A 23,689-nucleotide genomic window follows, 5' to 3' on the forward strand; every position below is an offset into this window, starting at 1 on the left:
GAGTCGAAAAGAATGAAAAAATTAACCATTGGCTTAATTGGCAATCCCAATTCCGGCAAGACCACCTTATTTAACCAGCTTACCGGCGCGCGCCAGCGGGTCGGTAACTGGGCCGGTGTCACCGTCGAACGTAAAGAGGGTCAGTTCGCGACGACCGATAATCAGGTCACCCTCGTCGATCTGCCCGGCACCTACTCATTAACCACCATCTCCTCCCAGACTTCGCTGGATGAGCAGATCGCCTGCCACTACATTCTGAGCGGCGACGCCGACCTGCTGATCAACGTGGTGGATGCCTCGAACCTCGAGCGCAACCTCTACCTGACCTTACAGTTGCTGGAGCTGGGTATTCCCTGCGTGGTGGCGCTGAACATGCTCGATATTGCGGAAAAGCAGCAGATCCGCATCGACGTCGACGCCCTCTCCGCCCGTCTCGGCTGCCCGGTGGTGCCGCTGGTCTCTACCCGCGCCCGCGGGATCGACGCCCTTAAGCTGGCGATTGACCGCCACAGCCATAATGCCGACGTAGAGTTGGTGCATTACGCCCAGCCGCTGCTGCGGGAAGCCGGGATCCTCGCTCAGGAGATGGCGCACAGCATGCCGTTCAAACAGCGTCACTGGCTCGGCCTGCAGATGCTGGAAGGGGATATCTACAGCCGCGCCTATGCCGGTGACGCCGCCCAATATCTGGATGTCTCCCTCGCGCGGTTAAACGATGAGCTGGACGATCCGGCCCTGCACATTGCCGATGCCCGCTATCAAAGCATCAATGCCATTTGCGACGTGGTCAGCAACGCCCTCACCGCTGAGCCAAGCCGCTTTACCCGGGCGATGGACAGCGTGATCCTCAACCGTTTCCTTGGCCTGCCGGTATTCCTGCTGGTGATGTACGTGATGTTCCTGCTGGCCATTAACATCGGCGGCGCGCTACAGCCGCTGTTTGATGTCGGCTCGGTGGCGATCTTCATTCACGGCATTCAGTGGCTGGGCTACACCCTGCACCTGCCGGAGTGGCTGACCATTTTCCTCGCCCAGGGGCTGGGCGGCGGCATCAACACCGTCCTGCCGCTGGTGCCGCAGATCGGCATGATGTATCTGTTCCTCTCCTTCCTGGAGGACTCCGGTTACATGGCCCGTGCGGCCTTCGTGATGGATCGCCTGATGCAGGCCCTCGGCCTGCCGGGCAAATCGTTCGTGCCGCTGATTGTCGGTTTCGGCTGCAACGTGCCGTCGGTGATGGGTGCCCGCACCCTGGATGCGCCCCGTGAACGCCTGATGACCATCATGATGGCGCCGTTTATGTCCTGTGGCGCCCGGCTGGCAATCTTCGCGGTGTTTGCTGCGGCCTTCTTCGGCCAGGAGGGGGCGCTGGCGGTCTTCTCGCTGTACGTGCTGGGCATCGTGATGGCGATCCTCACCGGCCTGATGCTCAAACACACCATCATGCGTGGCGAAGCATCGCCGTTCGTGATGGAGCTGCCGGTCTACCACGTCCCGCATCTGAAAAGCCTGCTGATCCAGACCTGGCAGCGGCTGAAAGGCTTTGTCCTGCGGGCGGGTAAAGTAATTGTGGTGGTCAGTATCTTCCTCAGCGCCCTGAACAGCTTTACGCTCAGCGGCCAGGCGGCGGACAACATTAACGACTCGGCGCTGGCCTCCGTCAGCCGCGTCATCACCCCGCTGTTCAAACCGATTGGCGTGCATGAAGACAACTGGCAGGCCACCGTCGGGCTATTCACCGGCGCGATGGCAAAAGAGGTGGTGGTCGGCACACTGAACACCCTCTACACCGCAGAAAATATTCAGGACGAGGAATTCAACCCGGCGGAGTTCCACCTCGGGGACGAACTGTTCAGCGCGGTGGATGAAACCCGGCAGAGCCTGAAAGAGACCTTCAGTCTGAGCGTGCTGGCCAACCCGATTGAAGCCAGCAAAGGCGATGGGGAGATGGCAACCGGTGCGATGGGCGTGATGAGCGAGAAGTTTGGCAGCGCCTCGGCGGCCTACAGCTACCTGATCTTCGTCCTGCTCTACATTCCATGCATCTCGGTGATGGGGGCCATCGCCCGCGAATCGAGCCGCGGCTGGATGGGCTTTTCTGTCCTCTGGGGGCTGAATATCGCCTACTCGCTGGCAACGGTGTACTACCAGACGGTGAACTTCAGCCAGCATCCGCACTACAGCCTGGTCTGTATCCTGGTGGTAGTGCTGTTTAACGTGGTAGTGATGGGCCTGCTGCGCCGGGCGCGCAGCCGCGTGGACGTCAACCTGCTGGCGAAAGGCAGAACCGCAGCGGCCTGCTGCGACAGCCCGGCCAGCGACTGTCATTAGGAGGCGGCATGGCATCGTTAATTGAGGTTCGTGATTTACTGGCGCTACAGGGAAGAATGGAAGCCACCCAGCTCAGCCAGATGCTGCGCACGCCGCAGGCGATGATCGAGGCGATGCTGGAGCGTCTGGAGGCGATGGGCAAAGCGAAGCGCATCCAGGAGGATGCTGACGGCTGCTTATCCGGCAGCTGTAAAAGCTGTCCTGAAGGAAAAGCCTGCCTCAGGGAGTGGTGGGCGCTGCGTTAATCGTCAGTAAAGCCGGGCAAGTCTGCCCGGCTTTATCTCATTATTTGTAGACGTCTGCGGTCGCGCGGATGTCTTTCTGATCTTTGTTAGCGCTGGTAACGACATAGTACTTACCGCCCAGCTCATCAGCTTTCTTGGAAAGCTCTTTTCTCGCATCCATTGGCGCGGTGGTATCAGATGTAGAAATATCGCCAACCTTCGTCAAATTCATCTCTTTCACTTTATCTTTCTGGATCTCTTCTGCCGCCATCACGCCAAAAGAGAGTGAACCAATAACCAGAGAAGCAACAATACCTGTAACAAGTTTCATAGCCATGACTCCCAAAGAGGATTGTAGTTTTGATTATCGAAGGCGGGATACCCGCAACGATATATTGAGTATTGTTGCGGTACGTCACTTTTTCCAGCGGGAATGAAAAATAATCAGCCTAAACGCTGACTTAAGGCCATCAACGCCGCGCAAAACTCGGCAGGGTGCGAGATAAAGGGCGCATGCGCTGCTTTGGCGATGATCAAGGCTTCGCTCTGCGGCCATTGCTCATCCAGCAGCGGCACGATCTTGCGCGGTACCAGCCCGTCGAGATAACCATAAATACGCAGATGCGGCAGCGTCAGGGACGCCAGCGGCTCCCGCAGATCGGCCGTTTTCAGGATCTCCAGCCCGCCATTCAGCACTTCTACATCCGGCATCGGTAATGACAGCACCGTCGTCTTCAGCGTCCGGGCGTCCTGGCGCGCGGTTTCCGTCCCCATGGTCTGCAGAGCGAGGAAACGCTCCACCGTACGCTGGAAATCGTTGCTTAACTGCTGCTGAAAACCGGCCAGCACCTCGGATTTGATCCCCGGCCACTCCCCCTGGGCGCTAAAACAGGGGGAGGAGGCGACGGTCACCAGGGCCTGCACCCGTTCGGGATGGGTCAGGGCAATCTGGCTCGCTACCAGCCCGCCCAGACTCCAGCCCAGCCAGATCGCCTTATCCGGCGCCTGAGCCAGCACCTGCTCCGCCATATCGGCCAGCGGCATCGCACCAAAATCGCGGCTGCGGCCAAAGCCCGGCAGATCCACCAGGTGCAGCGTGAACTGCGAGGACAATTCCTCGCTGATGCAACGCCATACTTCGGCATTCAGTCCCCATCCGTGCAGCAGCACAAGATGACAATTTCCTGTCCCAACGGTCTGCCACCAAAGCGTGTTCATCGATTACTGTTCTCTTTTTTCACAAGGAGGTTGTCTATGCTAACAGTGCCCGGCTCGTGCTGGCTATGCCGGATGCCGCTTGCACTCAGCCACTGGGGGGTCTGTTCCGTGTGCGAAAAGGGGATTACACCCCGCGAGGGTATGTGTCCGCAGTGCGGCTTACCGGCCATTCATCCTCACCTGCCCTGCGGCCGCTGCCTGCACAGACCGCCGCCGTGGCAGGCACTGGTGGCGGTCTGCGACTACACCCCGCCGGTGAGCCAGCTGGTGCATCAGCTGAAGTTTTCCCGCCGCAGCCAGCTGGCAAAACCGCTGGCCAGACTGTTGCTGCTGGCGCTGCTGCGGGCCAGGCGCAGCCGTGGGTTGCCAAACGTTGATATGCTGGTCTGCGTGCCGCTGTGGTCCCGGCGTCACTGGCGCCGCGGGTTTAACCAGAGCGACCTGCTCTGTCGCCCGCTGGCCCGCTGGCTGAACTGCCGCTATGTTCCGGAGGCTATTCGCCGGATCCGCGCCACTCCGGCTCAGCATCAGCTCAGCGCCAGATTGCGGAAACGTAACCTGCAGCACGCTTTTACGCTTGAATTACCGGTCGCCGGGCGCCATATCGCTGTGGTGGATGATGTCGTGACAACAGGCGCTACCGTCGCGGAACTCTCCCGCCTGCTTTTGCGAAGCGGCGCGGCGTCGGTTCAGGTATGGTGTCTGTGTCGAACCTTGTAGCGCCCTCAGGTTGGGCGTATTATACCCAGGTATTTTAGTCAACTATTAGGCCAATGCTATGATCCGTATTTCCGATGCTGCACAAGCGCACTTTGCCAAACTGCTGGCAAATCAGGAAGAAGGGACCCAGATCCGCGTGTTCGTGATCAATCCAGGCACCCCGAATGCAGAATGCGGCGTCTCTTATTGCCCACCGGATGCTGTGGAAGCAACTGACACTGCCCTGAAATTTGAGCAACTCACTGCCTATGTCGATGAGCTGAGCTCCCCGTATCTGGAAGATGCGGAAATTGATTTTGTGACCGACCAACTGGGTTCTCAGTTAACCCTGAAAGCGCCAAACGCCAAAATGCGCAAAGTAACCGACGATGCCCCACTGATGGAGCGCGTTGAGTACCTGCTGCAGTCCCAGATCAACCCGCAGCTCGCGGGCCACGGTGGTCGTGTCTCCCTGATGGAGATCACCGAAGACGGTCTGGCGATTCTGCAGTTCGGCGGCGGCTGTAACGGCTGTTCCATGGTCGACGTTACCCTGAAAGAGGGGATCGAGAAGCAGCTGCTGAACGAGTTCCCGGAGCTGAAAGGCGTGCGCGATCTTACCGAACACCAGCGCGGCGAACACTCCTACTACTGATTGCCCGTCTGTTTGCCCGGGGGCGCTGCGCTTACCGGGCCTACAACCCTATCTCTCCTCGTTTACCCTGCCTCATAACATGACCTGCGTCTCAGAATTCACATTTTGCCCGCCAGGGTCATTCTCAACCTGACCATGTTACCCGTATCATTCTCGCGGGCACTTAAACACCTTTACGCCGACCGACTAAGCTTAATGATTTAGAAGGCAGCCTGTCTTAGTGCCGTAAGTACGCCGTTCCCAGTTGGGGCAACATTACTATGTCGTTGAAATAATGACGTTACCCATAACAATATTTAAGGCCAGATAATCATGCCATTAGTCATCGTCGCTATCGGTGTCGTCCTGTTACTGCTCCTGATGATCCGTTTCAAAATGAACGGCTTCATTGCCCTTGTCCTGGTGGCACTTGCTGTCGGCCTGATGCAGGGTATGCCGCTGGTAAAAGTTATCAGCTCGATTAAAGCCGGCGTGGGCGGTACCCTCGGTAGCCTCGCGCTGATCATGGGCTTCGGCGCTATGCTGGGCAAACTGCTGGCCGACTGCGGTGGCGCACAGCGCATCGCAACCACGCTGATTGCTAAATTCGGTAAGCAGCACATCCAGTGGGCCGTGGTATTAACCGGTTTCACCGTCGGTTTTGCGCTGTTCTACGAAGTGGGCTTCGTCCTGATGCTGCCGCTGGTGTTCACCATCGCCGCCTCTGCCAGCATTCCGCTGCTGTATGTGGGTGTACCGATGGCCGCGGCGCTGTCCGTGACTCACGGCTTCCTGCCGCCGCACCCGGGCCCGACCGCTATCGCTACCATCTTCCATGCGGACATGGGTAAAACCCTGCTGTTCGGTACTATCCTGGCGATCCCGACCGTCATTCTGGCCGGTCCGGTGTTTGCCCGCACCCTCAAAGGCATCGACAAGCCGATCCCGGAAGGTCTGTACAGCGCGAAGACCTTCACTGAAGCAGAAATGCCAAGCTTTGCCGTCAGCGTCTGGACCTCTCTGGTGCCGGTGGTACTGATGGCCCTGCGTGCGGTCTGCGAAATGGTGCTGCCGAAAGGCCATCCGGTTCTCGGCGTGGCTGAGTTCCTCGGTGACCCGGTCATGGCAACGCTGATTGCGGTCCTGATTGCGCTGTTCACCTTCGGTCTGAACCGTGGCCGCTCCATGGATCAGATCAACGACACCCTGAGCTCCTCGATCAAAATCATCGCCATGATGCTGCTGATCATCGGCGGTGGCGGTGCGTTCAAACAGGTTCTGGTTGATAGCGGCGTGGACAAGTACATCGCCTCCATGATGCATGATACCAACATCTCCCCCATCCTGATGGCGTGGTCTATCGCGGCGGTTCTGCGTATTGCTCTGGGTTCGGCCACCGTTGCGGCGATCACCGCGGGCGGTATTGTGGCGCCTCTGATTGCCACCACCGGCGTCAGCCCTGAGCTGATGGTTATCGCGGTGGGTTCCGGTAGCGTGATCTTCTCTCACGTCAACGATCCGGGCTTCTGGTTGTTCAAGGAGTACTTCAACTTGACCATCGGTGAGACCATCAAGTCCTGGTCGATGCTGGAAACCATCATCTCCGTCTGCGGGCTGATCGGCTGTCTGCTGCTGGGTATGGTTGTTTGATGTGACAGTTGCCACCGGGCAATAAAAAACCCGCCATCTGGCGGGTTTTTTTATCACTTCTTCGCAGCCGCTTTTCGCCGCTTATCGAGATCCTTAATCAGCTTATTTACCCCGTCATCGGCAAACATCGCCTCAAGAGAAGTTGAAAGCTTGCGACGCCAGTTCTTGTACTGATAGCTGGTCCCCGGGATGTTCACCGGCTCCGCCATATCAATCCAGTCTTCCGGCTGTAGCCCCAGCAGGGCGCTGTTGCTGTCGGCAATGTAGCGCTGCAACCCGCGGTTAAGTGTCGGAGTCATCGACATCAATGACGCCTTGTGCCCGGTGCGTTTCGGCAGGCAGCCGTGCTCGTGCAGTGCATCCAGCAGCCCCTGCTTGGACAGCTCGCGATCCTGATACAGCCCGCGCAGCATCACTTCGTCAGGGTAGAGCCCCAGCGTTTTGCCCAGGGTAAGGTCGCCGCTGTCCCACCAGCCACGAAGCGTAGGAAGGTCATGCGTCGTCGCGACTGCCATTGATTGTTCTGGATACGCCTCCGGCGCGCGGAAGTTCTTCTCAAGGTCGTTTTCAAAATAGAGCACTTTGTAGGAGTAAACGCCGCTGTCACGCAGCTTGCTGACAATTTCCACCGGGACGGTGCCGAGATCTTCCCCGATCACCATGCAGTTATGGCGCTTACTCTCCAGCGCAAGGATGGAGAGCAGATCGTCTACCGGATAGTGAACGTAAGCCCCATGGTCGGCGGTTTCACCGTACGGGATCCACCACAGACGCAGGACCGACATCACGTGGTCGATACGCAGCGCACCGCAGTTCTGCATGTTGGCACGCAGCAGCTCGATAAAGGGCTCATAGGCGCGGGCGGCGATGACGTGCGGGTCCATCGGCGGCAGGCCCCAGTTCTGACCCAGCGGGCCAAGGATGTCCGGCGGCGCCCCGACGGACGCTTTCAGGCAGTAGAGTTCGCGGTCACACCAGGTCTCCGCCCCGCCCTCGGCCACGCCGACCGCCAGGTCACGGTACAGGCCAATCGGCATGTCGTAGCCCTGACTCTCCTGCCAGCAGGCGGCAAACTGGCTGTACGCCAGCCACTGCAGCCAGAGGTAGAAATCGACCTCGTCGGTATGCGCTTCGCAAAACGCTTTTACCGCCGGGGAGTCAACGGACTGGTACTGCTCAGGCCACACCGGCCAGCCCCAGCGCATTTCGTCCTCTTTCACCTGATACGCATGCAGCGCATCAAACGCCGCCTGCCAGTACAGGCTCTCCCCTTCCCGGGCCACAAACGCCCGGAAGGCCGCCATCTGCTCGTCGTCACGCTGAGCAAAGCCTTTCCACGCCATGCGCAGCGCGGCCATCTTCAATGCGGTAACGGACGCATAATCGACCCACTCGGCATCGCGGGCGCGTTGCAGCGCCTGCCGGGTGGTGTCCATCTTCCACCAGGCCTGCGCCTCATCGCTGTTGCGGAAATCCTCCACGGCGTTCACGTCGATATAAATCACGTTCAGCCAGCGGCGGGATGACGGGCTGTACGGGCTGGCGCTCTCCGGGTTCGCCGGATAGAGGGCATGAATCGGGTTGAGGCCGATAAAGGCCCCGCCGCGTTTGCCGATATCGGTCAGCATCTTCTGCAGATCGCCGAAGTCGCCAATGCCCCAGTTCGCCTCAGAGCGCAGGGTGTAGAGCTGCACGCAGGCACCCCACAGCTTCTTGCCCTCTTTCAGCGCCTGCGGCTCGTAGCAGCGTTTTGGCGCGACGATCACCCGGCAGTGCCAGCGATGGGCATCCTGGGTCAACGTCAGGGTGTGATAACCCTCCGGCAGTTTTGCCGGCAGGTTGAGATTTTTGCCGCCCGTGGCGTGGCCTTTATGCTGATGCCCCTCTTCTGTGGTCAGCAGCCAGCTAAAGTCGCCGCTGCCTTCAATCATCAGCGGCATCTTTTTGCCCGCGGTATAGACCATCACGTTCGGGACGGCGGTAACCGCCGCTTTCGCGACGGGTTTGGCTTTGTGCATGGCATCCAGCAAACGCCTCTTGGTCTCAGCACCAATAGACTGCGGTTTACCATGAGCATTGATATAGCTGGGGCTGATCCCCGCCGCCAGGGCGGCATTATCGAGACGTTTACTTTCCATCGCGCTTCCTTAGCGTTTTGCCTGCCAGATACGGGCCTGGTAGTCGCGGATTGAACGGTCAGAGCTGAACATGCCGCAGCGCGCGGTATTCAGAATGCACGCCCGGGTCCAGGCTTCCCGATCGCGATACAGGACGTCGACCTGTTTCTGGGCCTCAACGTAGCCCGCAAAATCGGCCATCAGCAGGTACGGGTCGCCGCCCTGTTTGCCGATGCTGTGCAGCATCTGGTCAAACGCGTGCTTGTCGCCGTCGCTGTATTTGCCGCTCTCCAGCTCCTTCAGTACCGCATCCAGCAGCTTGTCTTTTTTACGCCATTTCACCGGGTCGTAACCTTTGGCTTTAATGGCTTTCACCTCTTCCACAGTATGGCCGAAGATAAAGATGTTCTCGTCGCCCACCTGCTCAGCAATCTCAACGTTAGCACCGTCCAGCGTCCCGACGGTCAACGCACCGTTCAGGGCCAGCTTCATGTTGCCGGTGCCGGAGGCCTCTTTACCCGCAGTGGAAATCTGCTCAGAGACATCCGCCGCCGGGATCAGCAGCTCCGCCGCCGAGACACAGTAATCCGGCAGGAAGACCACTTTCAGCTTGTCGCCCACTTGCGGATCGTTGTTTACCGCGTCGGCCACTTTATTAATGGCGAAGATGATGTTTTTTGCCAGGTAATATCCTGGTGCCGCTTTCGCACCGAACAGGAACACGCGCGGTACGCGGTCGGCCTGCGGGTTCTCGCGGATCTCTTTGTACAGCGCCAGAATGTGCAGCAGATTCAGGTGCTGACGTTTGTACTCGTGCAGACGTTTAATCTGGATATCAAAAATCGCGTTCGGGTTGATCTCAATCCCGGTACGGGTTTTGACGAAGGCTGCCAGACGCACCTTGTTGTCCAGCTTGATGGTGCGGTAGGTCTCGCGGAACGCCGCATCGTCGGCATATTTTTCCAGGTTGATCAGCTGGTCGAGATCGTTGGCCCACTCGTTATCCAGCGTCTTATCCAGCAGCTCAGCAAGCTGAGGGTTGCACTGTTTGATCCAGCGACGCGGCGTGATGCCGTTGGTGACGTTGTGGAACTTGTTAGGCCACAGCTGGTGATATTCCGGGAACAGATCTTTCACCACCAGGTCAGAGTGCAACGCGGCCACGCCGTTCACCGCAAAGCCGCTGACCACGCAGAGGTTAGCCATGCGAACCTGCTTGTCGAATACCACCGCCAGCTTCGCCCAGACGGCTTTATCGCCCGGCCAGGTTTTATCCACCAGTTTCTTAAAGCGGTTGTTGATCTCGTTGATCAGCTGCATATGGCGCGGCAGCAGGGTTTTAATCAGCTTCTCGTCCCAGCACTCCAGCGCCTCTGGCATCAGGGTGTGGTTGGTGTAGGCGAAGGTCTTGCTGGTGATCGCCCAGGCGTCGTCCCAGCTCATCTGATGCTCGTCGATCAGCACGCGCAGCAGTTCCGGGATGGCGATGGTCGGGTGGGTGTCGTTCAGCTGGATCACTTCGTAATCCGCCAGCTCAGACAGCTTGCGGCCCGCCAGATGATGACGACGCAGAATATCGGCCACGGAACAGGCGCACTGGAAGTACTGCTGCATCAGGCGCAGCTTTTTGCCCGCCAGATGGTTGTCGTTCGGGTAGAGCACCTTAGTCAGCTTGTCGGCGTCGATGCCCTGCTGCTCAGCACGCAGGAAATCGCCGTCGTTGAATCTGGTCAGGTTGAACGGGTGAGCATGTGTCGCCTGCCACAGGCGCAGCGGCTGTGCCACGCCATTACGGTAGCCCAACACCGGCAGATCCCAGGCCTGGCCGGTAATGGTAAAGCCCGGCTCCCACTGGCCCGCTTTCGTCACTTTACCGCCGATGCCAACCTGCACGTCCAGCGCTTCGTTGTGGCGGAACCACGGGTAGCTGCCGCGATGCCAGTCGTCCGGGGCTTCCATCTGCTGGCCGCCGGCAAAGGACTGGCGGAACAGGCCATACTGATAGTTCAGACCGTAGCCGGTGGCCGGCTGGCCCACGGTTGCCATTGAGTCGAGGAAGCAGGCCGCCAGACGACCCAGCCCACCGTTGCCCAGCGCTGGATCGATCTCCTCTTCCAGCAGGTCGGTCAGGTGGATGTTATGGGTGTTCAGCACCTCGCTGACCTCCTGATACCAGCCGAGGTTCAGCAGGTTGTTGCCGGTCAGACGGCCAATCAGGAACTCCATGGAGATATAGTTAACGTGGCGCTGGCCTTGCACGGGCTTCACCGCGGGTTGGGCGCTCAGCAGCTCGGCGAGCGCTCCGCTGACGGCCTGCCACCACTGGCGGGAGGTCATGTCTTCGGCGGCGTGCAAACCAAAACGCTGCCACTGACGCGTCAGGGCAGCCTGGAATTGAGCTTTGTTGAAAGTAGGCTGTGACATAGGGAATCTGCATCCTGTAGAGAGAAAATAAGGCGTTGGTGCTAGTGTGCCTGGCTCATCAGGGCTCTTCCTCCTCCTGCCGGGGATTAGACAGGGAGGAGTAGCAGGGATGAGCGATAAACTGTGATCGCGGCCACTTTCTGCAGCGGGAGTGTGGGGCATTCACCGGGAGATTTCCCGGAAGGGGTTCAAAAAAATGAAATGCGGTTTCGCCTGAAATATATACGCGCGGAAATAATTACTTACCCGAAGTAATAACACTCAGAATTTACTCTATCCTGGAATGTTATTTTACGCGCGCAACCATCCCGGGACTTAATTAACTTTTCACCGCCTATACGCTTCTCTGTTCCTTTTTATGCTTAACCTCCCGGAAACGCGCCATCCCAGTATCCATGCGCTTTCGAGGCCCATCGGAAAAGTTCCCTCACCCCTGCATATATTTTTGTGACCCAGTGCAAATTAAGGGACATAAAACCCCGACATAACTTGCAATAAAAGTCTTTCTGACCGACCTTATAAGGATTAATTACGAAGCGCAAAAAAAATCAAAAATCTCGATTTCCACACAGTGAAGTGAAACCTATGTTGATTCCGTCCAAATTAAGTCGCCCGGTTCGTCTTGACCATACTGTGGTCCGCGAACGCCTGCTGGCGAAACTTTCCGGCGCGAACAATTTTCGACTGGCGCTGGTAACGAGCCCTGCAGGCTACGGCAAAACCACGCTCATTTCACAGTGGGCTTCCGGCAAGACCGATCTCGGCTGGTACTCCCTCGATGAGGGCGATAACCAGCAGGAGCGTTTTGCCAGCTATCTGATCGCCGCCATTCAGCAGGCGACCAACGGACACTGTGTGACCAGCGAAGTGATGGTGCAAAAGCGCCAGTACGCCAGCCTCTCTTCCCTGTTTTCGCAGCTGTTTATCGAGCTCGCCGAATGGCATCGCCCGCTCTATCTGGTTATTGATGACTACCACCTGATCACCAACCCGGTTATCCACGAGTCGATGCGCTTTTTCTTGCGCCACCAGCCGGAAAACCTGACCCTGGTGATCCTGTCGCGCAACCTGCCGCAGCTGGGCATTGCCAACCTGCGGGTGCGCGATCAGCTGCTGGAAGTGGGCAGCCAACAGCTCTCCTTTACCCATCAGGAGGCAAAGCAGTTCTTTGACTGCCGCCTGAAATCCCCTATCGAGGTGGCTGAGAGCAGCCGCCTGTGCGACGACGTGGCAGGCTGGGCGACCGCCCTGCAGCTGATTGCCCTGTCGGCCCGGCATAACAACAACTCGACGCAGCAATCTGCCCGTCGTCTGTCGGGGATCAATGCCAGCCATCTCTCCGATTATCTGGTGGATGAGGTGCTCGACAGCGTCGATCAATCCACCCGTCAGTTCCTGCTGAAAAGCTCCCTGCTGCGCTCGATGAACGATGCGCTGATCGTGCGCGTCACCGGGGAAGATAACGGCCAGATGCGTCTGGAAGAGATCGAGCGTCAGGGGTTGTTCCTGCAGCGCATGGACGACTCCGGAGAGTGGTTCAGCTACCACCCGCTGTTTGGCAGCTTCCTGCGCCAGCGCTGTCAGTGGGAGCTGGCCACCGAATTACCGGAAATCCACCGCGCCGCCGCCGAGAGCTGGATGGCGCAGGGCTTCCCGAGCGAGGCCATTCACCACGCCCTGGCAGCGGGCGATGCCCATATGCTGCGCGATATTCTGCTCAATCACGCCTGGAGCCTGTTTAACCACAGCGAGCTGGCCCTGCTGGAGGAGTCGCTGCGCGCCCTGCCGTGGGAGAGCCTGCTGGAGAACCCGCGTCTGGTGCTGCTGCAGGCCTGGCTGATGCAGAGCCAGCACCGCTACAGCGAAGTGAATACCCTGCTGGCCCGCGCCGAGCAGGAGATGAAAGGCGAGATGGACGCCGCCCTGCACGGCGAATTCAACGCCCTGCGCGCGCAGGTGGCCATCAACGACGGCAACCCGGAAGAGGCTCAGCGCCTGGCCCTGGGTGCGCTGGAGGCGCTGCCGCTGGCGAACTTCTACAGCCGTATCGTCGCCACCTCGGTACATGGCGAAGTGTTGCACTGTAAGGGCGATCTTACCCGCTCCCTGTCGCTGATGCAGCAGACGGAACAGATGGCGCGCCGCCATGACGTCTGGCATTACGCCCTGTGGAGCCTGATCCAGCAGAGCGAAATTTTGTTTGCCCAGGGATTCCTGCAGGCCGCCTGGGAGACCCAGGAGAAAGCCTTCACCCTGATCCGCGATCAGCACCTGGAACAGCTGCCGATGCACGAGTTCCTGCTGCGCATTCGCGCTCAGTTGCTGTGGGCATGGGCCCGACTGGACGAAGCGGAAACCACCGCCCGTCATGGGGTGAACGTGCTCTCCACCTATCAGCCGCAGCAGCAGCTGCAGTGTCTGGGCCTGCTGGTGCAGTGCTCGCTGGCACGCGGCGATCTGGACAACGCCCGTAACCACCTTAACCGTCTGGAGAACCTGCTCGGCAACGGTCAGTATCACAGCGACTGGGTATCCAATGCCGATAAGGTACGGGTGATTTACTGGCAGATGACCGGCGACAAAAAATCGGCGGCCAACTGGCTGCGCCAGACGCCGAAGCCGGAGTTTGCCAATAACCACTTCCTGCAGAGCCAGTGGCGCAACATTGCCCGGGCGCAGATCCTGTTAGGCGAATTTGAACCGGCCGAGATGGTGCTGGAAGAGTTAAATGAAAATGCCCGCAGCCTGCGTCTGATGAGCGATGTGAACCGCAACCTGCTGCTGCAGAACCAGCTTTACTGGCAGGCCGGTCGCAAGAATGACGCCCAGCGCGTGCTGCTCGAAGCGCTGCAGCTGGCGAACCGCACCGGGTTTATCAGCCACTTTGTGATTGAAGGCGAGACCATGGCGCAGCAGCTGCGCCAGTTGATTCAGCTCAACACCCTGCCGGAGCTGGACCAGCATCGCGCCCAGCGCATCCTGCGGGAGATTAACCAGCATCACCGCCACAAGTTTGCCCATTTCGATGAGACCTTCGTGGAGCGTCTGCTGACCCATCCGGAAGTGCCGGAACTGATCCGCACCAGCCCGCTGACCCAGCGTGAGTGGCAGGTGCTGGGGCTGATCTACTCAGGCTACAGCAACGAGCAGATTGCCGGGGAGCTGGCCGTGGCGGCCACCACCATCAAAACGCATATCCGCAATCTGTATCAGAAGCTGGGCGTCGCCCACCGTCAGGATGCGGTGCTGCATGCGCAGCAGCTGTTGAAGATGATGGGGTACGGAGTGTAATTCATTGCCCGGCGGCGCTGCGCTTGCACGGGCCTACGGTTTTGTAGGTCGGGTAAGCGCAGCGCCACCCGACATGAATTCAGCACAATTCTAACTGCAAGTTATTATCTTTAATGACCTTCAACACACCCGCTGGCGGCATCACGTCGGTATAGACCGCGTTCACCATGCTGATGCTGCCCATATTGACCATCGCGTTACGGCCAAACTTCGAGTGATCCACCACCAGCATCACGTGGCGCGAGTTCTCAATGATCGCCCGCTTGGTGCGCACTTCATGATAGTCAAACTCCAGCAGTGAACCGTCGGTATCGATGCCGCTGATGCCGAGGATGCCGAAGTCGAGGCGGAACTGGGAGATAAAGTCGAGGGTCGCTTCGCCAATAATGCCGCCGTCACGGCTGCGCAGCTCGCCGCCTGCCAGGATGATGCGAAAATCCTCTTTCTGCATCAGGGTGGTGGCTACGTTAAGGTTGTTGGTGACGACCCGCAGGTTCTCATGGTTCAGCAGGGCGTGGGCCACCGCTTCCGGCGTGGTGCCGATGTCAATAAACAGCGTCGCGCCGTTCGGGATCTGGCTCGCCACCTTGCGGGCAATACGCTCCTTCTCGGAGGTCTGCGTCGCCTTGCGATCGTGCCAGGGGGTATTCACCGAGCTGGACGGCAGCGCCGCGCCGCCGTGGTGGCGCAGAATGCGGTTCTGGTCGGCCAGATCGTTGAGGTCCCGACGGATGGTCTGCGGGCTGACGGCAAACTGCTCCACCAGCTCTTCGGTGCTGACGTATCCCTGCTTTTTCACCAGATCAATAATGGCGTCATGACGTTGTGTTTGTTTCATCAGAGTTCCCTGCCAGAATTATGTTCGTTTTCGCGCATGTAGCGTATCGGCAAACGCCATCGCCAGCCCGACCGCCAGTCCGGCCATGTGGGCACCGTTGGCAATCGCCATTCCGAACAGATCAAACCATCCGGCAATAATCCAGATTAACGCAAAGGCCATTAACCCGCGCTGCAGGTAAATCCCGCTCTGCGGATCGCGCTCGCCGCGCAGCCAGACATAGCCCATCAGGGCGTAGACCACGCCGGAGAGGCCGCCAAACCACGGGCCGCCAAATTTATGCTGGATAAAGCCGCTGAGCAACGCGCTAATAAGGGTGAGGACGATGAGCTTGCCGCTGCCGAGTCGTTTCTCCACCGCCCCGCCGAGATACCACCACCACAGCAGGTTAAAGAGGATATGCATAATCGAGAAGTGCATCAGCGCGTGGGTGAAGTAGCGCCAGAATTCGAACTCAACGGAGGCGTCATACGGCCAGGCCAGCATCAGCAGCGTCGGCTGATCGCCTACCACACTCATCAGAATGAAGACCAGGATACAGGCCGCCATTAACACCAGGGTGAACGGACCCGCGCGTTCACGCAGGGTGGCCAGGAAAGGAAAGCGCTGGTAATGCAGCCCGCTGCCGGTATGGCCGGACTGCCAGCTTGCCGCCAGATAGCGCGCATCGCCGGGGTTTTCCAGAAAACGCGCCAGCTCGGCGTTAACCCGGGAAGCCTGGCTTTCATCCGCCAGCCAGACGTCGGTCTGGTTATGTTGTTGAATGGTGAGGATAACACCCTGCGTCGCCATGTAGTCGACAAACGCCTGGGCGACGCGCGGGTTGGTAAAAGAGGTAATCATCAGCATCGGCGACAGTCGCTTATTCCACACAAAAGGGGACAGTATATACCCTAAATGCCGGCGTGCTCGACTTCTGCCGGGAAATGACGGTGCCAGGCATCGAACCCACCGTCCACGCTGTAGACCGATTCAAAGCCCTGCTGGAGCAGGTATTGCGCCGCGCCTTTGCTGCTGTTGCCGTGATAGCACATCACCATCACCGGGGTCTCGAAGTCGTTATCGCGCATAAATTCACTCAGGGAGGCGTTGGTCAGGTGAAACGCGCCCGGCGTATGGCCCATGGCAAAACTTTGCGGATCGCGGATATCCACCAGCACCGCCAGTCCCTGGTGCATCTTCTGGTGGGCTTCTTCTACGTTAATACATTCAAATTGTTCCATGGTGCTCTCTGTTGTCTATTCAGGTGCAGTGCGGCCTGATGCCCTCACTATATTATCGGCTAGTGTACGTCCTGGCGGCGGGTAAACGCCATTATGTTAGCTGTATCACTCAAAATTGTTTTTTTGATGTTACTAAAATCCATTTCCTTTGCTAATATGAGCGATATCGAACATTTTTGAGCTTTAACGAAAGTGCGTGAGGATACAATGGAAACCAAAGATCTGATTGTTATCGGTGGCGGAATTAACGGGGCGGGCATTGCGGCGGACGCTGCCGGCCGCGGCTTATCTGTCCTGATGCTGGAAGCGCAGGATCTCGCCTGCGCCACCTCCTCCGCCAGCTCTAAGCTGATCCACGGTGGCCTGCGTTATCTGGAGCATTACGAGTTCCGCCTGGTCAGTGAAGCGCTGGCCGAGCGAGAAGTGCTGTTGAAAATGGCTCCCCATATCGCTACCCCGATGCGTTTTCGTCTGCCGCACCGCCCGCATCTGCGTCCGGCGTGGATGATCCGCATCGGTCTGTTTATGTACGATCACCTGGGTAAACGCACCAGCCTGCCCGCCTCTGCCGGTGTGCGTTTTGGCGCAGACTCGGTACTGAAGCCTGAAATCGTGCGCGGATTCGAATATTCCGACTGCTGGGTGGACGATGCCCGCCTGGTGCTCGCTAACGCGCAGATGGTTGAACGCAAAGGCGGTGAGGTGAAAACCCGCACCCGCGCGGTCTCCGCGCGTCGTGAAAACGGACTGTGGATCGTCGAGGCCGAAGATATTGATACCGCCGAGCGTTTCAGCTGGCAGGCGCGCGGTCTGGTGAACGCTACCGGCCCGTGGGTGAAGCAGTTCTTTGACCAGGGGATGCAGCTCCCGTCGCCGTATGGCATTCGCCTGATCAAAGGCAGCCATATCGTGGTGCCGCGGGTGCATACCCAGAAGCAGGCCTATATCCTGCAAAACGAAGATAAGCGCATCGTGTTTGTGATCCCGTGGATGGATGAGTTCTCTATCATCGGCACCACCGACGTGGAGTACAAAGGCGATCCGAAAAATGTCGAGATCGACGAGAGCGAAATCAGCTATCTGCTGAAGGTCTATAACGCCCACTTTAAGAAAACGCTGGGGCGTGACGATGTGGTCTGGAGTTACTCCGGGGTGCGTCCGCTGTGCGATGACGAGTCGGACTCACCGCAGGCCATCACCCGCGATTACACCCTGGATATTCACGATGACCACGGTAAGGCCCCGCTGCTGTCGGTGTTTGGCGGCAAGCTGACCACCTATCGTAAGCTGGCTGAGCACGCGATGGAAAAACTGGCTCCGTTCTATCAGGATATCGGCCCGGCGTGGACCAAAGGCGCAGTGCTGCCCGGCGGTGACATCGGCGGCAACCGCGATGACTACGCGGCGAAATTGCGCCGTCGCTATCCGTTTATCAGCGAATCCATGGCCCGGCACTTTGCCCGCACCTACGGCAGCAACAGTGAGCTGATCCTGCGTGACGCGAAGGATCTCAGCGATCTGGGGGAGCATTTCGGTCACGAGTTCTACGAGGCGGAGTTGCGCTATTTAGTCGACCACGAGTGGGTACGCCGCGCGGACGATGCGCTGTGGCGTCGTACTAAGCAGGGGATGTGGCTGAATGCGGAGCAGGAGTCCCGCGTGGCGCTGTGGCTGGCCCAGCGTGCGGGAAAGCGTGAGCTGTCGCTGGCATCGTGAAAAAAGCCGGGTGGCGGAGGTAAAAGCAAAACGGTAACGCATGTTACCGTTTTTTGTGTTTGCACCCTCTCCCCGTGGGAGAGGGTTGGGGTGAGGGCATCAGACCGCACCGATCCTTTTACAACCTAACCGGATCAATATGCCAGATGGTGTCGGCATACTCTTTGATGGTTCTGTCTGACGAGAAGTAGCCCATGTTGGCGATGTTGTGCATCGCTTTGGTGGTCCACTCTTCCGGCTTGCGATACAGCTCATCAACCCTGTCCTGACAGTCCACATAGCTGCGGTAGTCCGCCAGCACCTGGTAGTGGTCCCCGAAGTTAATCAGTGAATCCACCAGGTCGCGATAGCGGCCAGGCTCGTCCGGGTTGAACAGGCCGGTGCCGATCTGGGTCAGCACCTGACGCAGCTCTTCATCCTGCTCGTAATAATCCCGTGGCGAGTAGCCTTTGGCACGCAGCGCTTCAACCTCTTCCGTGGTGTTACCGAAGATGAAGATATTCTCTTCACCCACGTGCTCCAGCATCTCGACATTCGCGCCATCCAGCGTGCCGATGGTCAGCGCGCCGTTAAGGGCAAATTTCATGTTACTGGTGCCGGAGGCTTCAGTGCCCGCGGTGGAGATCTGCTCGGAGAGATCGGCCGCCGGGATGATCAGCTGGGCCAGACTCACGCTGTAGTTCGGGATAAAGACGACCTTCAGCTTGTCACCAATCTGCGGATCGTTGTTGATCACCTTCGCCACGTCGTTGATCAGGTGAATGATGTGCTTCGCCATGTAGTACGCCGAGGCGGCTTTACCGGCGAAGATGTTCACGCGCGGCACCCAGTCGGCATCAGGATCGGCCTTGATGCGGTTGTAGCGGGTGATCACGTGCAGCACGTTCATCAGCTGACGTTTGTACTCATGGATACGTTTGATCTGCACGTCGAACAGCGCTTTCGGGTTGGCCACCACGTTCAGGTGCAGCGCCATCCACACCGCCAGCCGCTTTTTATTCAGCAGCTTGGCATCACGCACCGCTTTATTCACCGTCGGGAAGTCAGAGTGCTGTTCCAGCTCGCTCAGCTGGCTTAAATCGGTACGCCAGTTGCGGCCAATGTTTTCGTCCAGCACCTCGGAGAGCGGCTGGTTCGCCAGCGCCAGCCAGCGACGCGGCGTCACGCCGTTGGTCACATTGCAGAAGCGCATCGGGAAGATTTTGGCGAAGTCGGCAAACAGCGACTGCACCATCAGGTTGGAGTGCAGCTCCGACACGCCGTTGACCTTGTGGCTGATCACCACCGCCAGCCACGCCATGCGTACCCGACGGCCGTTGGACTCTTCAATGATGGAGGTGCGGCTCAGCAGACCGGTGTCGTGCGGATACTGCTCCTGCAACGTTTTCAGGAAGAAGTCGTTAATTTCAAAGATGATCTGCAGGTGGCGCGGCAGGATTTTGCCGAGCATGTCCACCGGCCAGGTTTCCAGCGCTTCGCTCATCAAGGTGTGGTTGGTGTAAGAGAAGACCTGGCAGGTCACCTCAAACGCCTCGTCCCAGCTGAATTTGTGCTCGTCGATCAGCACGCGCATCAGTTCCGGGATCGACAGCACCGGGTGGGTGTCGTTGAGGTGGATCGCGGTTTTTTCCGCGAGGTTGGCGTAGGTTTTGTGCAGCTGGTAGTGGCGGCTCAGGATATCCTGGATAGTCGCCGAGACCAGGAAGTACTCCTGACGCAGACGCAGCTCACGCCCGGAATAGGTCGAGTCATCCGGGTACAGCACGCGGGAAACGTTCTCGGAGTGGTTTTTGTCTTCCACCGCCGCGAAGTAGTCGCCCTGGTTGAATTTACCGAGGTTAATCGCGCTACTGGCCTGGGCATTCCACAGACGCAGCGTGTTGGTCGCGTCGGTGTCGTAGCCGGGGATAATCTGGTCGTAGGCTACGGCAAGGATCTCTTCGGTTTCGACCCAGCGGACTTTTTTACCTTCCTGCTGGATACGGCCACCGAAGCGGACCTTATAGCGGGTGTTGTGGCGCTTGAACTCCCACGGGTTACCGTACTCGAGCCAGTAGTCCGGGGACTCTTTCTGCCGTCCATCGACGATATTCTGTTTGAACATGCCGTAATCGTAGCGAATACCATAGCCACGTCCCGGCAGGGCGAGGGTCGCCAGCGAATCGAGGAAGCAGGCCGCCAGGCGACCAAGACCGCCGTTGCCTAAGCCGGGGTCGTTCTCTTCGTCAATCAGCTCTTCTAAATCCAGCCCCATCTCTTCCAGCGCGGTTTTGACGTCGTCATAGATACCGAGCGACAACAGGGCATTGGAGAGGGTACGGCCAATCAAAAACTCCATCGACAGATAGTAAACCTGACGGGTCTCCTGTGAGAGCTGGGCGCGGTTAGAGCGCAGCCAGCGCTCAACCAGCCGGTCGCGTACCGCAAACAGGGTGGCGTTGAGCCATTCGTGTTTGTTGGCAATCACCGGATCTTTGCCGATGGTGAACATCAGCTTGTAAGCGATCGAGTGCTTTAACGCCTCAATGCTCACCGTGGGAGACGCATAGGAAAAAGGTGCATTCATATCTCTGATTCCAGCATTGTTACATCAAGCGTTGATAAAGATCGCGGTAGGACTGCGCCGCAACTTGCCAGCTAAAATCCATGGCCATCGCCTGGCGCTGAACAAAACGCCACAAAGAAGGACGAGACCACAATACAAAGGCACGACGAATCGCGCGTAACAGCGACCAGGCATTACTGTCCTCAAAGACAAATCCGCTGGCGATTCCGTCTGCCAGGTTCTCCAGCGAGGTGTCGGATACGGTATCCGCCAGCCCGCCAGTACGCCGCACCAGCGGCAGCGTGCCGTACTTCAGGCCATACAGCTGGGTTAAGCCGCAGGGCTCAAAACGACTCGGCACCAGGATAACGTCGGCACCCGCCATGATGCGGTGCGAGAAGGCTTCGTGATAGCCAATCTGCACCCCAACCTGGCCCGGATGCTCGGCGGCCGCCGCGAGGAAGCCCTCCTGCAATACCGGATCGCCCGCGCCCAGCAGCGCCAGCTGCCCGCCCTGCTCCAGCAGGCCCGGCAGCGCCTCCAGCACCAGATCCAGCCCTTTCTGGCTGGTCAAACGGCTCACCACCGCAAACAGCGGCACCTTGTCGTTGACCTTCAGCCCCATGGCGACCTGCAGCTGACGTTTGTTCTCGGCCTTATCTTCCACGGAATCACGGTTGTAGCGTGCGCCCAGCAGCAGATCGGTCTCCGGACTCCAGATTTTTTCATCCACGCCGTTGAGAATTCCCGACAGGCGCCCTTCCCGTTGACGTTGCGCGAGCAGCCCTTCCATGCCGTAGCCAAACTGCGGCTCGGTGATCTCCCGCGCGTAGGTCGGGCTGACGGCGGTGATGTGATCCGCGTAGTACAGCCCGGCCTTGAGGAACGAAATCTGCCCGTTGAACTCCAGCCCATGGATATTAAAGAACGACCATGGCAGATCGATGTCATCCATATGTTTGGCTAAATAGAGCCCCTGATAGGCCAGGTTGTGCACGGTAAAGACCGATTTTGCCGGATGGCCACGCGCCGCCAGGTACGCGGGTGCGAGCCCGGCGTGCCAGTCGTGGGCATGCACTATATCCGGGCGCCAGAACGGATCCAGCCCGGAGGCCATCTCCGCCCCGACCCAGCCGAGCAGCGCGAAACGCAGCACGTTATCGGTATAGGCAAATAAGTTGGTGTCGTGGTACGGGCTCCCTGGGCGGTCATACAGATGCGGCGCGTCAATCAGGTAGATGCCCACGCCATTGTAATGACCAAACAGTAATGTGATGCGCCCGGCAAAGGTATCGCGGCGGCTGACAATCTGGGCGTCAGGGATGCCGCGACGAATATCGGGAAAAGCGGGTAACAGCACGCGAGTATCGACCCCACCGGCAATTTGCGCCGCCGGTAGCGCACCAATCACATCCGCTAACCCGCCGGTTTTCAGCAACGGGAACATCTCAGAACAAACGTGTAAAACCTGCATCATCGCTCCTGTTTGATCTGCAGTTTACGCAGCATTTCACGCGTAACCAGCACGATGCCTTCTTCTGAGCGGTAGAAACGGCGCGCGTCCTCTTCCGCATTTTCTCCAATTACCATGCCTTCCGGAATGATGCAGGCACGGTCGATAACGCAACGACGCAGGCGGCAAGAGCGGCCAACCCAGACGTCGGGTAACAATACTGACGAATCAATATTGCAGAAGGAGTTCACCCGCACGCGCGGGAACAGTACCGACTGCACCACCACCGAGCCCGAGATAATGCACCCGCCGGAGACCAGCGAGTTCAGCGTCATGCCGTGGCTGCCCGAGCGGTCCTGGACAAATTTTGCCGGCGGCAGCGATTCCATATGGGTACGGATCGGCCAGTTATGGTCGTACATATCCAGTTCAGGGGTTACCGACGCCAGATCGAGGTTCGCCTTCCAGTACGCCTCCAGGGTGCCGACATCGCGCCAGTAAGGTTCTGAATTCGGATCGGACTGCACGCAGGACAATGGGAACGGGTGTGCATAGGCCATGCCAGATTTGGTGATTTTCGGGATGATATCTTTGCCGAAGTCGTGGCTGGATTTTTCATCCTTGTCGTCTTCTTCCAGCAGCTGGTAAAGGTAATCTGCATCAAAGACATAGATACCCATACTGGCCAGCGCTTTGGTGTCATCCCCTGGCATTGATGGCGGGTTCGCCGGTTTTTCAACGAACTCGATCACTTTGTCGTTTTCGTCTACTGCCATTACGCCAAAGGCCGTCGCTTCAGCAACGGGCACTGGCATACAGGCCACGGTGCAGCGCGCCCCTTTTTCGACGTGGTCGATGAGCATGCGCGAGTAGTCCTGCTTGTAGATGTGGTCCCCGGCGAGGATCACTACGTACTCGGCGTCGTAGCGACGAATGATATCGAGGTTTTGCGTCACCGCATCGGCAGTGCCGCGGTACCAGTTTTCACCGTGAACGCGCTGTTGGGCAGGTAACAGGTCGACAAACTCGTTCATCTCCTCACTGAAGAACGACCAGCCGCGCTGAATATGCTGCACCAGAGTGTGTGACTGGTACTGGGTGATCACGCCAATACGGCGAATGCCTGAATTCAGGCAGTTTGACAGGGCAAAATCGATAATACGGAATTTACCGCCGAAGTGAACGGCGGGCTTGGCGCGCTTAATGGTTAAATCTTTTAATCGGGTACCGCGGCCGCCAGCCAGAATCAGGGCAACAGATTTTAATGGCAGCTGGCGCGCCAACATTAGAGGGTCGTTCTTATCTAACCTAACCATGATCAACTCC

Annotated in this window: 17 protein-coding genes; 7 read left to right on the forward strand and 10 right to left on the reverse strand. The window is 58.4% G+C overall.

Annotated features, from left to right (window positions below; genetic code table 11):
* Positions 1–12: 12 nt before the first annotated feature.
* Positions 13–2,331, forward strand: a complete 2,319-nt coding sequence (gene feoB, locus SOM40_RS21655) for a Fe(2+) transporter permease subunit FeoB (protein ID WP_320530915.1) — start codon at positions 13–15, stop codon at positions 2,329–2,331.
* Positions 2,332–2,339: 8 nt separating this feature from the next.
* Positions 2,340–2,576, forward strand: a complete 237-nt coding sequence (gene feoC, locus SOM40_RS21660; RefSeq protein WP_106995217.1) for a [Fe-S]-dependent transcriptional repressor FeoC — start codon at positions 2,340–2,342, stop codon at positions 2,574–2,576.
* Between the two features lie 40 nt (positions 2,577–2,616).
* On the opposite strand, the gene SOM40_RS21665 is transcribed toward feoC, so the two are convergent.
* Together SOM40_RS21665 and bioH are read right to left on the reverse strand one after the other, a co-directional pair.
* Positions 2,617–2,886 (reverse strand): YdgH/BhsA/McbA-like domain containing protein, encoded by a 270-nt coding sequence (locus tag SOM40_RS21665; RefSeq protein WP_106995218.1) that lies wholly within the window; start codon positions 2,884–2,886, stop codon positions 2,617–2,619.
* A gap of 113 nt (positions 2,887–2,999) precedes the next feature.
* Positions 3,000–3,773 carry a pimeloyl-ACP methyl ester esterase BioH gene (bioH, locus tag SOM40_RS21670; protein WP_320530914.1) on the reverse strand — a complete coding sequence of 258 codons (774 nt, stop codon included), beginning with the start codon at positions 3,771–3,773 and terminating at the stop codon, positions 3,000–3,002.
* A 36-nt stretch (positions 3,774–3,809) separates the two neighbouring features.
* Between bioH and gntX the strand changes: the two genes are divergently transcribed.
* The 3 genes from gntX (at position 3,810) to gntT (ending at position 6,756) form a co-directional block, all read left to right on the forward strand.
* A complete protein-coding gene (gene gntX / locus SOM40_RS21675) occupies positions 3,810–4,493 on the forward strand; it encodes a DNA utilization protein GntX (protein ID WP_320530913.1) in 684 nt (227 codons plus the stop codon).
* A 58-nt stretch (positions 4,494–4,551) separates the two neighbouring features.
* Positions 4,552–5,127, forward strand: a complete 576-nt coding sequence (gene nfuA, locus SOM40_RS21680; protein ID WP_039031502.1) for a Fe-S biogenesis protein NfuA — start codon at positions 4,552–4,554, stop codon at positions 5,125–5,127.
* Between the two features lie 312 nt (positions 5,128–5,439).
* Positions 5,440–6,756 (forward strand): gluconate transporter, encoded by a 1,317-nt coding sequence (gene gntT / locus SOM40_RS21685; RefSeq protein WP_166184421.1) that lies wholly within the window; start codon positions 5,440–5,442, stop codon positions 6,754–6,756.
* Positions 6,757–6,809: 53 nt separating this feature from the next.
* Here gntT and malQ read toward each other — a convergent pair whose 3' ends face one another.
* Together malQ and malP are read right to left on the reverse strand one after the other, a co-directional pair.
* A complete protein-coding gene (gene malQ / locus SOM40_RS21690; protein ID WP_320530912.1) occupies positions 6,810–8,894 on the reverse strand; it encodes a 4-alpha-glucanotransferase in 2,085 nt (694 codons plus the stop codon).
* A 9-nt stretch (positions 8,895–8,903) separates the two neighbouring features.
* Complete coding sequence (malP, locus tag SOM40_RS21695) at positions 8,904–11,297, reverse strand: maltodextrin phosphorylase (protein WP_320530911.1); 2,394 nt, start codon at positions 11,295–11,297, stop codon at positions 8,904–8,906.
* Between the two features lie 585 nt (positions 11,298–11,882).
* Here malP and malT point away from each other — a divergent pair.
* Positions 11,883–14,588, forward strand: a complete 2,706-nt coding sequence (gene malT / locus SOM40_RS21700) for an HTH-type transcriptional regulator MalT (protein WP_166184430.1) — start codon at positions 11,883–11,885, stop codon at positions 14,586–14,588.
* Positions 14,589–14,667: 79 nt separating this feature from the next.
* Here malT and SOM40_RS21705 read toward each other — a convergent pair whose 3' ends face one another.
* The 3 genes from SOM40_RS21705 to glpE are packed head-to-tail and all read right to left on the reverse strand — an operon-like array spanning position 14,668 to position 16,649.
* The gene (locus tag SOM40_RS21705) at positions 14,668–15,426 is read right to left on the reverse strand and encodes a DeoR/GlpR family transcriptional regulator (protein ID WP_106995225.1); all 759 of its coding nucleotides are present in this window, start codon (positions 15,424–15,426) and stop codon (positions 14,668–14,670) included.
* A gap of 18 nt (positions 15,427–15,444) precedes the next feature.
* Positions 15,445–16,275: a rhomboid family intramembrane serine protease GlpG gene (gene glpG / locus SOM40_RS21710; protein ID WP_320530910.1), complete on the reverse strand. Its 831-nt coding sequence runs from the start codon at positions 16,273–16,275 to the stop codon at positions 15,445–15,447.
* A gap of 44 nt (positions 16,276–16,319) precedes the next feature.
* Positions 16,320–16,649: a thiosulfate sulfurtransferase GlpE gene (gene glpE, locus SOM40_RS21715; RefSeq protein WP_320530909.1), complete on the reverse strand. Its 330-nt coding sequence runs from the start codon at positions 16,647–16,649 to the stop codon at positions 16,320–16,322.
* 207 nt (positions 16,650–16,856) lie between these two features.
* Here glpE and glpD point away from each other — a divergent pair, with 207 nt between their 5' ends.
* A complete protein-coding gene (gene glpD, locus SOM40_RS21720; RefSeq protein ID WP_320530908.1) occupies positions 16,857–18,365 on the forward strand; it encodes a glycerol-3-phosphate dehydrogenase in 1,509 nt (502 codons plus the stop codon).
* A 118-nt stretch (positions 18,366–18,483) separates the two neighbouring features.
* On the opposite strand, the gene glgP is transcribed toward glpD, so the two are convergent.
* The 3 genes from glgP to glgC are packed head-to-tail and all read right to left on the reverse strand — an operon-like array spanning position 18,484 to position 23,679.
* A complete protein-coding gene (gene glgP / locus SOM40_RS21725; protein ID WP_261645101.1) occupies positions 18,484–20,931 on the reverse strand; it encodes a glycogen phosphorylase in 2,448 nt (815 codons plus the stop codon).
* A gap of 19 nt (positions 20,932–20,950) precedes the next feature.
* Positions 20,951–22,384, reverse strand: coding sequence for a glycogen synthase GlgA (glgA, locus tag SOM40_RS21730; RefSeq protein ID WP_320530936.1), 1,434 nt, complete (start codon positions 22,382–22,384; stop codon positions 20,951–20,953).
* On the reverse strand, positions 22,384–23,679 hold the full coding sequence (glgC, locus tag SOM40_RS21735) for a glucose-1-phosphate adenylyltransferase (RefSeq protein WP_106995231.1): 1,296 nt from the start codon (positions 23,677–23,679) through the stop codon (positions 22,384–22,386). Before glgC ends, glgA begins: the two co-directional genes overlap by 1 nt.
* Positions 23,680–23,689: the final 10 nt, after the last annotated feature.

Source organism: Leclercia sp. CFBP8987 (assembly GCF_034044995.2).
GTDB lineage: Bacteria > Pseudomonadota > Gammaproteobacteria > Enterobacterales > Enterobacteriaceae > Enterobacter > Enterobacter tamurae.

Excerpts from the sequence above, each read along its gene's own strand:
- glpD (WP_320530908.1), top strand. The coding sequence starts at position 16,857 with ATGGAAACCAAAGATCTGATTGTTATCGGTGGCGGAATTAACGGGGCG.
- SOM40_RS21705 (WP_106995225.1), bottom strand. The coding sequence starts at position 15,426 with ATGAAACAAACACAACGTCATGACGCCATTATTGATCTGGTGAAAAAG.
- SOM40_RS21665 (WP_106995218.1), bottom strand. The coding sequence starts at position 2,886 with ATGAAACTTGTTACAGGTATTGTTGCTTCTCTGGTTATTGGTTCACTC.
- malQ (WP_320530912.1), bottom strand. The coding sequence starts at position 8,894 with ATGGAAAGTAAACGTCTCGATAATGCCGCCCTGGCGGCGGGGATCAGC.
- glgC (WP_106995231.1), bottom strand. The coding sequence starts at position 23,679 with ATGGTTAGGTTAGATAAGAACGACCCTCTAATGTTGGCGCGCCAGCTG.
- gntT (WP_166184421.1), top strand. The coding sequence starts at position 5,440 with ATGCCATTAGTCATCGTCGCTATCGGTGTCGTCCTGTTACTGCTCCTG.
- nfuA (WP_039031502.1), top strand. The coding sequence starts at position 4,552 with ATGATCCGTATTTCCGATGCTGCACAAGCGCACTTTGCCAAACTGCTG.
- glpG (WP_320530910.1), bottom strand. The coding sequence starts at position 16,275 with ATGCTGATGATTACCTCTTTTACCAACCCGCGCGTCGCCCAGGCGTTT.
- glpE (WP_320530909.1), bottom strand. The coding sequence starts at position 16,649 with ATGGAACAATTTGAATGTATTAACGTAGAAGAAGCCCACCAGAAGATG.
- bioH (WP_320530914.1), bottom strand. The coding sequence starts at position 3,773 with ATGAACACGCTTTGGTGGCAGACCGTTGGGACAGGAAATTGTCATCTT.
- gntX (WP_320530913.1), top strand. The coding sequence starts at position 3,810 with ATGCTAACAGTGCCCGGCTCGTGCTGGCTATGCCGGATGCCGCTTGCA.
- glgA (WP_320530936.1), bottom strand. The coding sequence starts at position 22,384 with ATGCAGGTTTTACACGTTTGTTCTGAGATGTTCCCGTTGCTGAAAACC.
- malP (WP_320530911.1), bottom strand. The coding sequence starts at position 11,297 with ATGTCACAGCCTACTTTCAACAAAGCTCAATTCCAGGCTGCCCTGACG.
- malT (WP_166184430.1), top strand. The coding sequence starts at position 11,883 with ATGTTGATTCCGTCCAAATTAAGTCGCCCGGTTCGTCTTGACCATACT.
- glgP (WP_261645101.1), bottom strand. The coding sequence starts at position 20,931 with ATGAATGCACCTTTTTCCTATGCGTCTCCCACGGTGAGCATTGAGGCG.
- feoB (WP_320530915.1), top strand. The coding sequence starts at position 13 with ATGAAAAAATTAACCATTGGCTTAATTGGCAATCCCAATTCCGGCAAG.
- feoC (WP_106995217.1), top strand. The coding sequence starts at position 2,340 with ATGGCATCGTTAATTGAGGTTCGTGATTTACTGGCGCTACAGGGAAGA.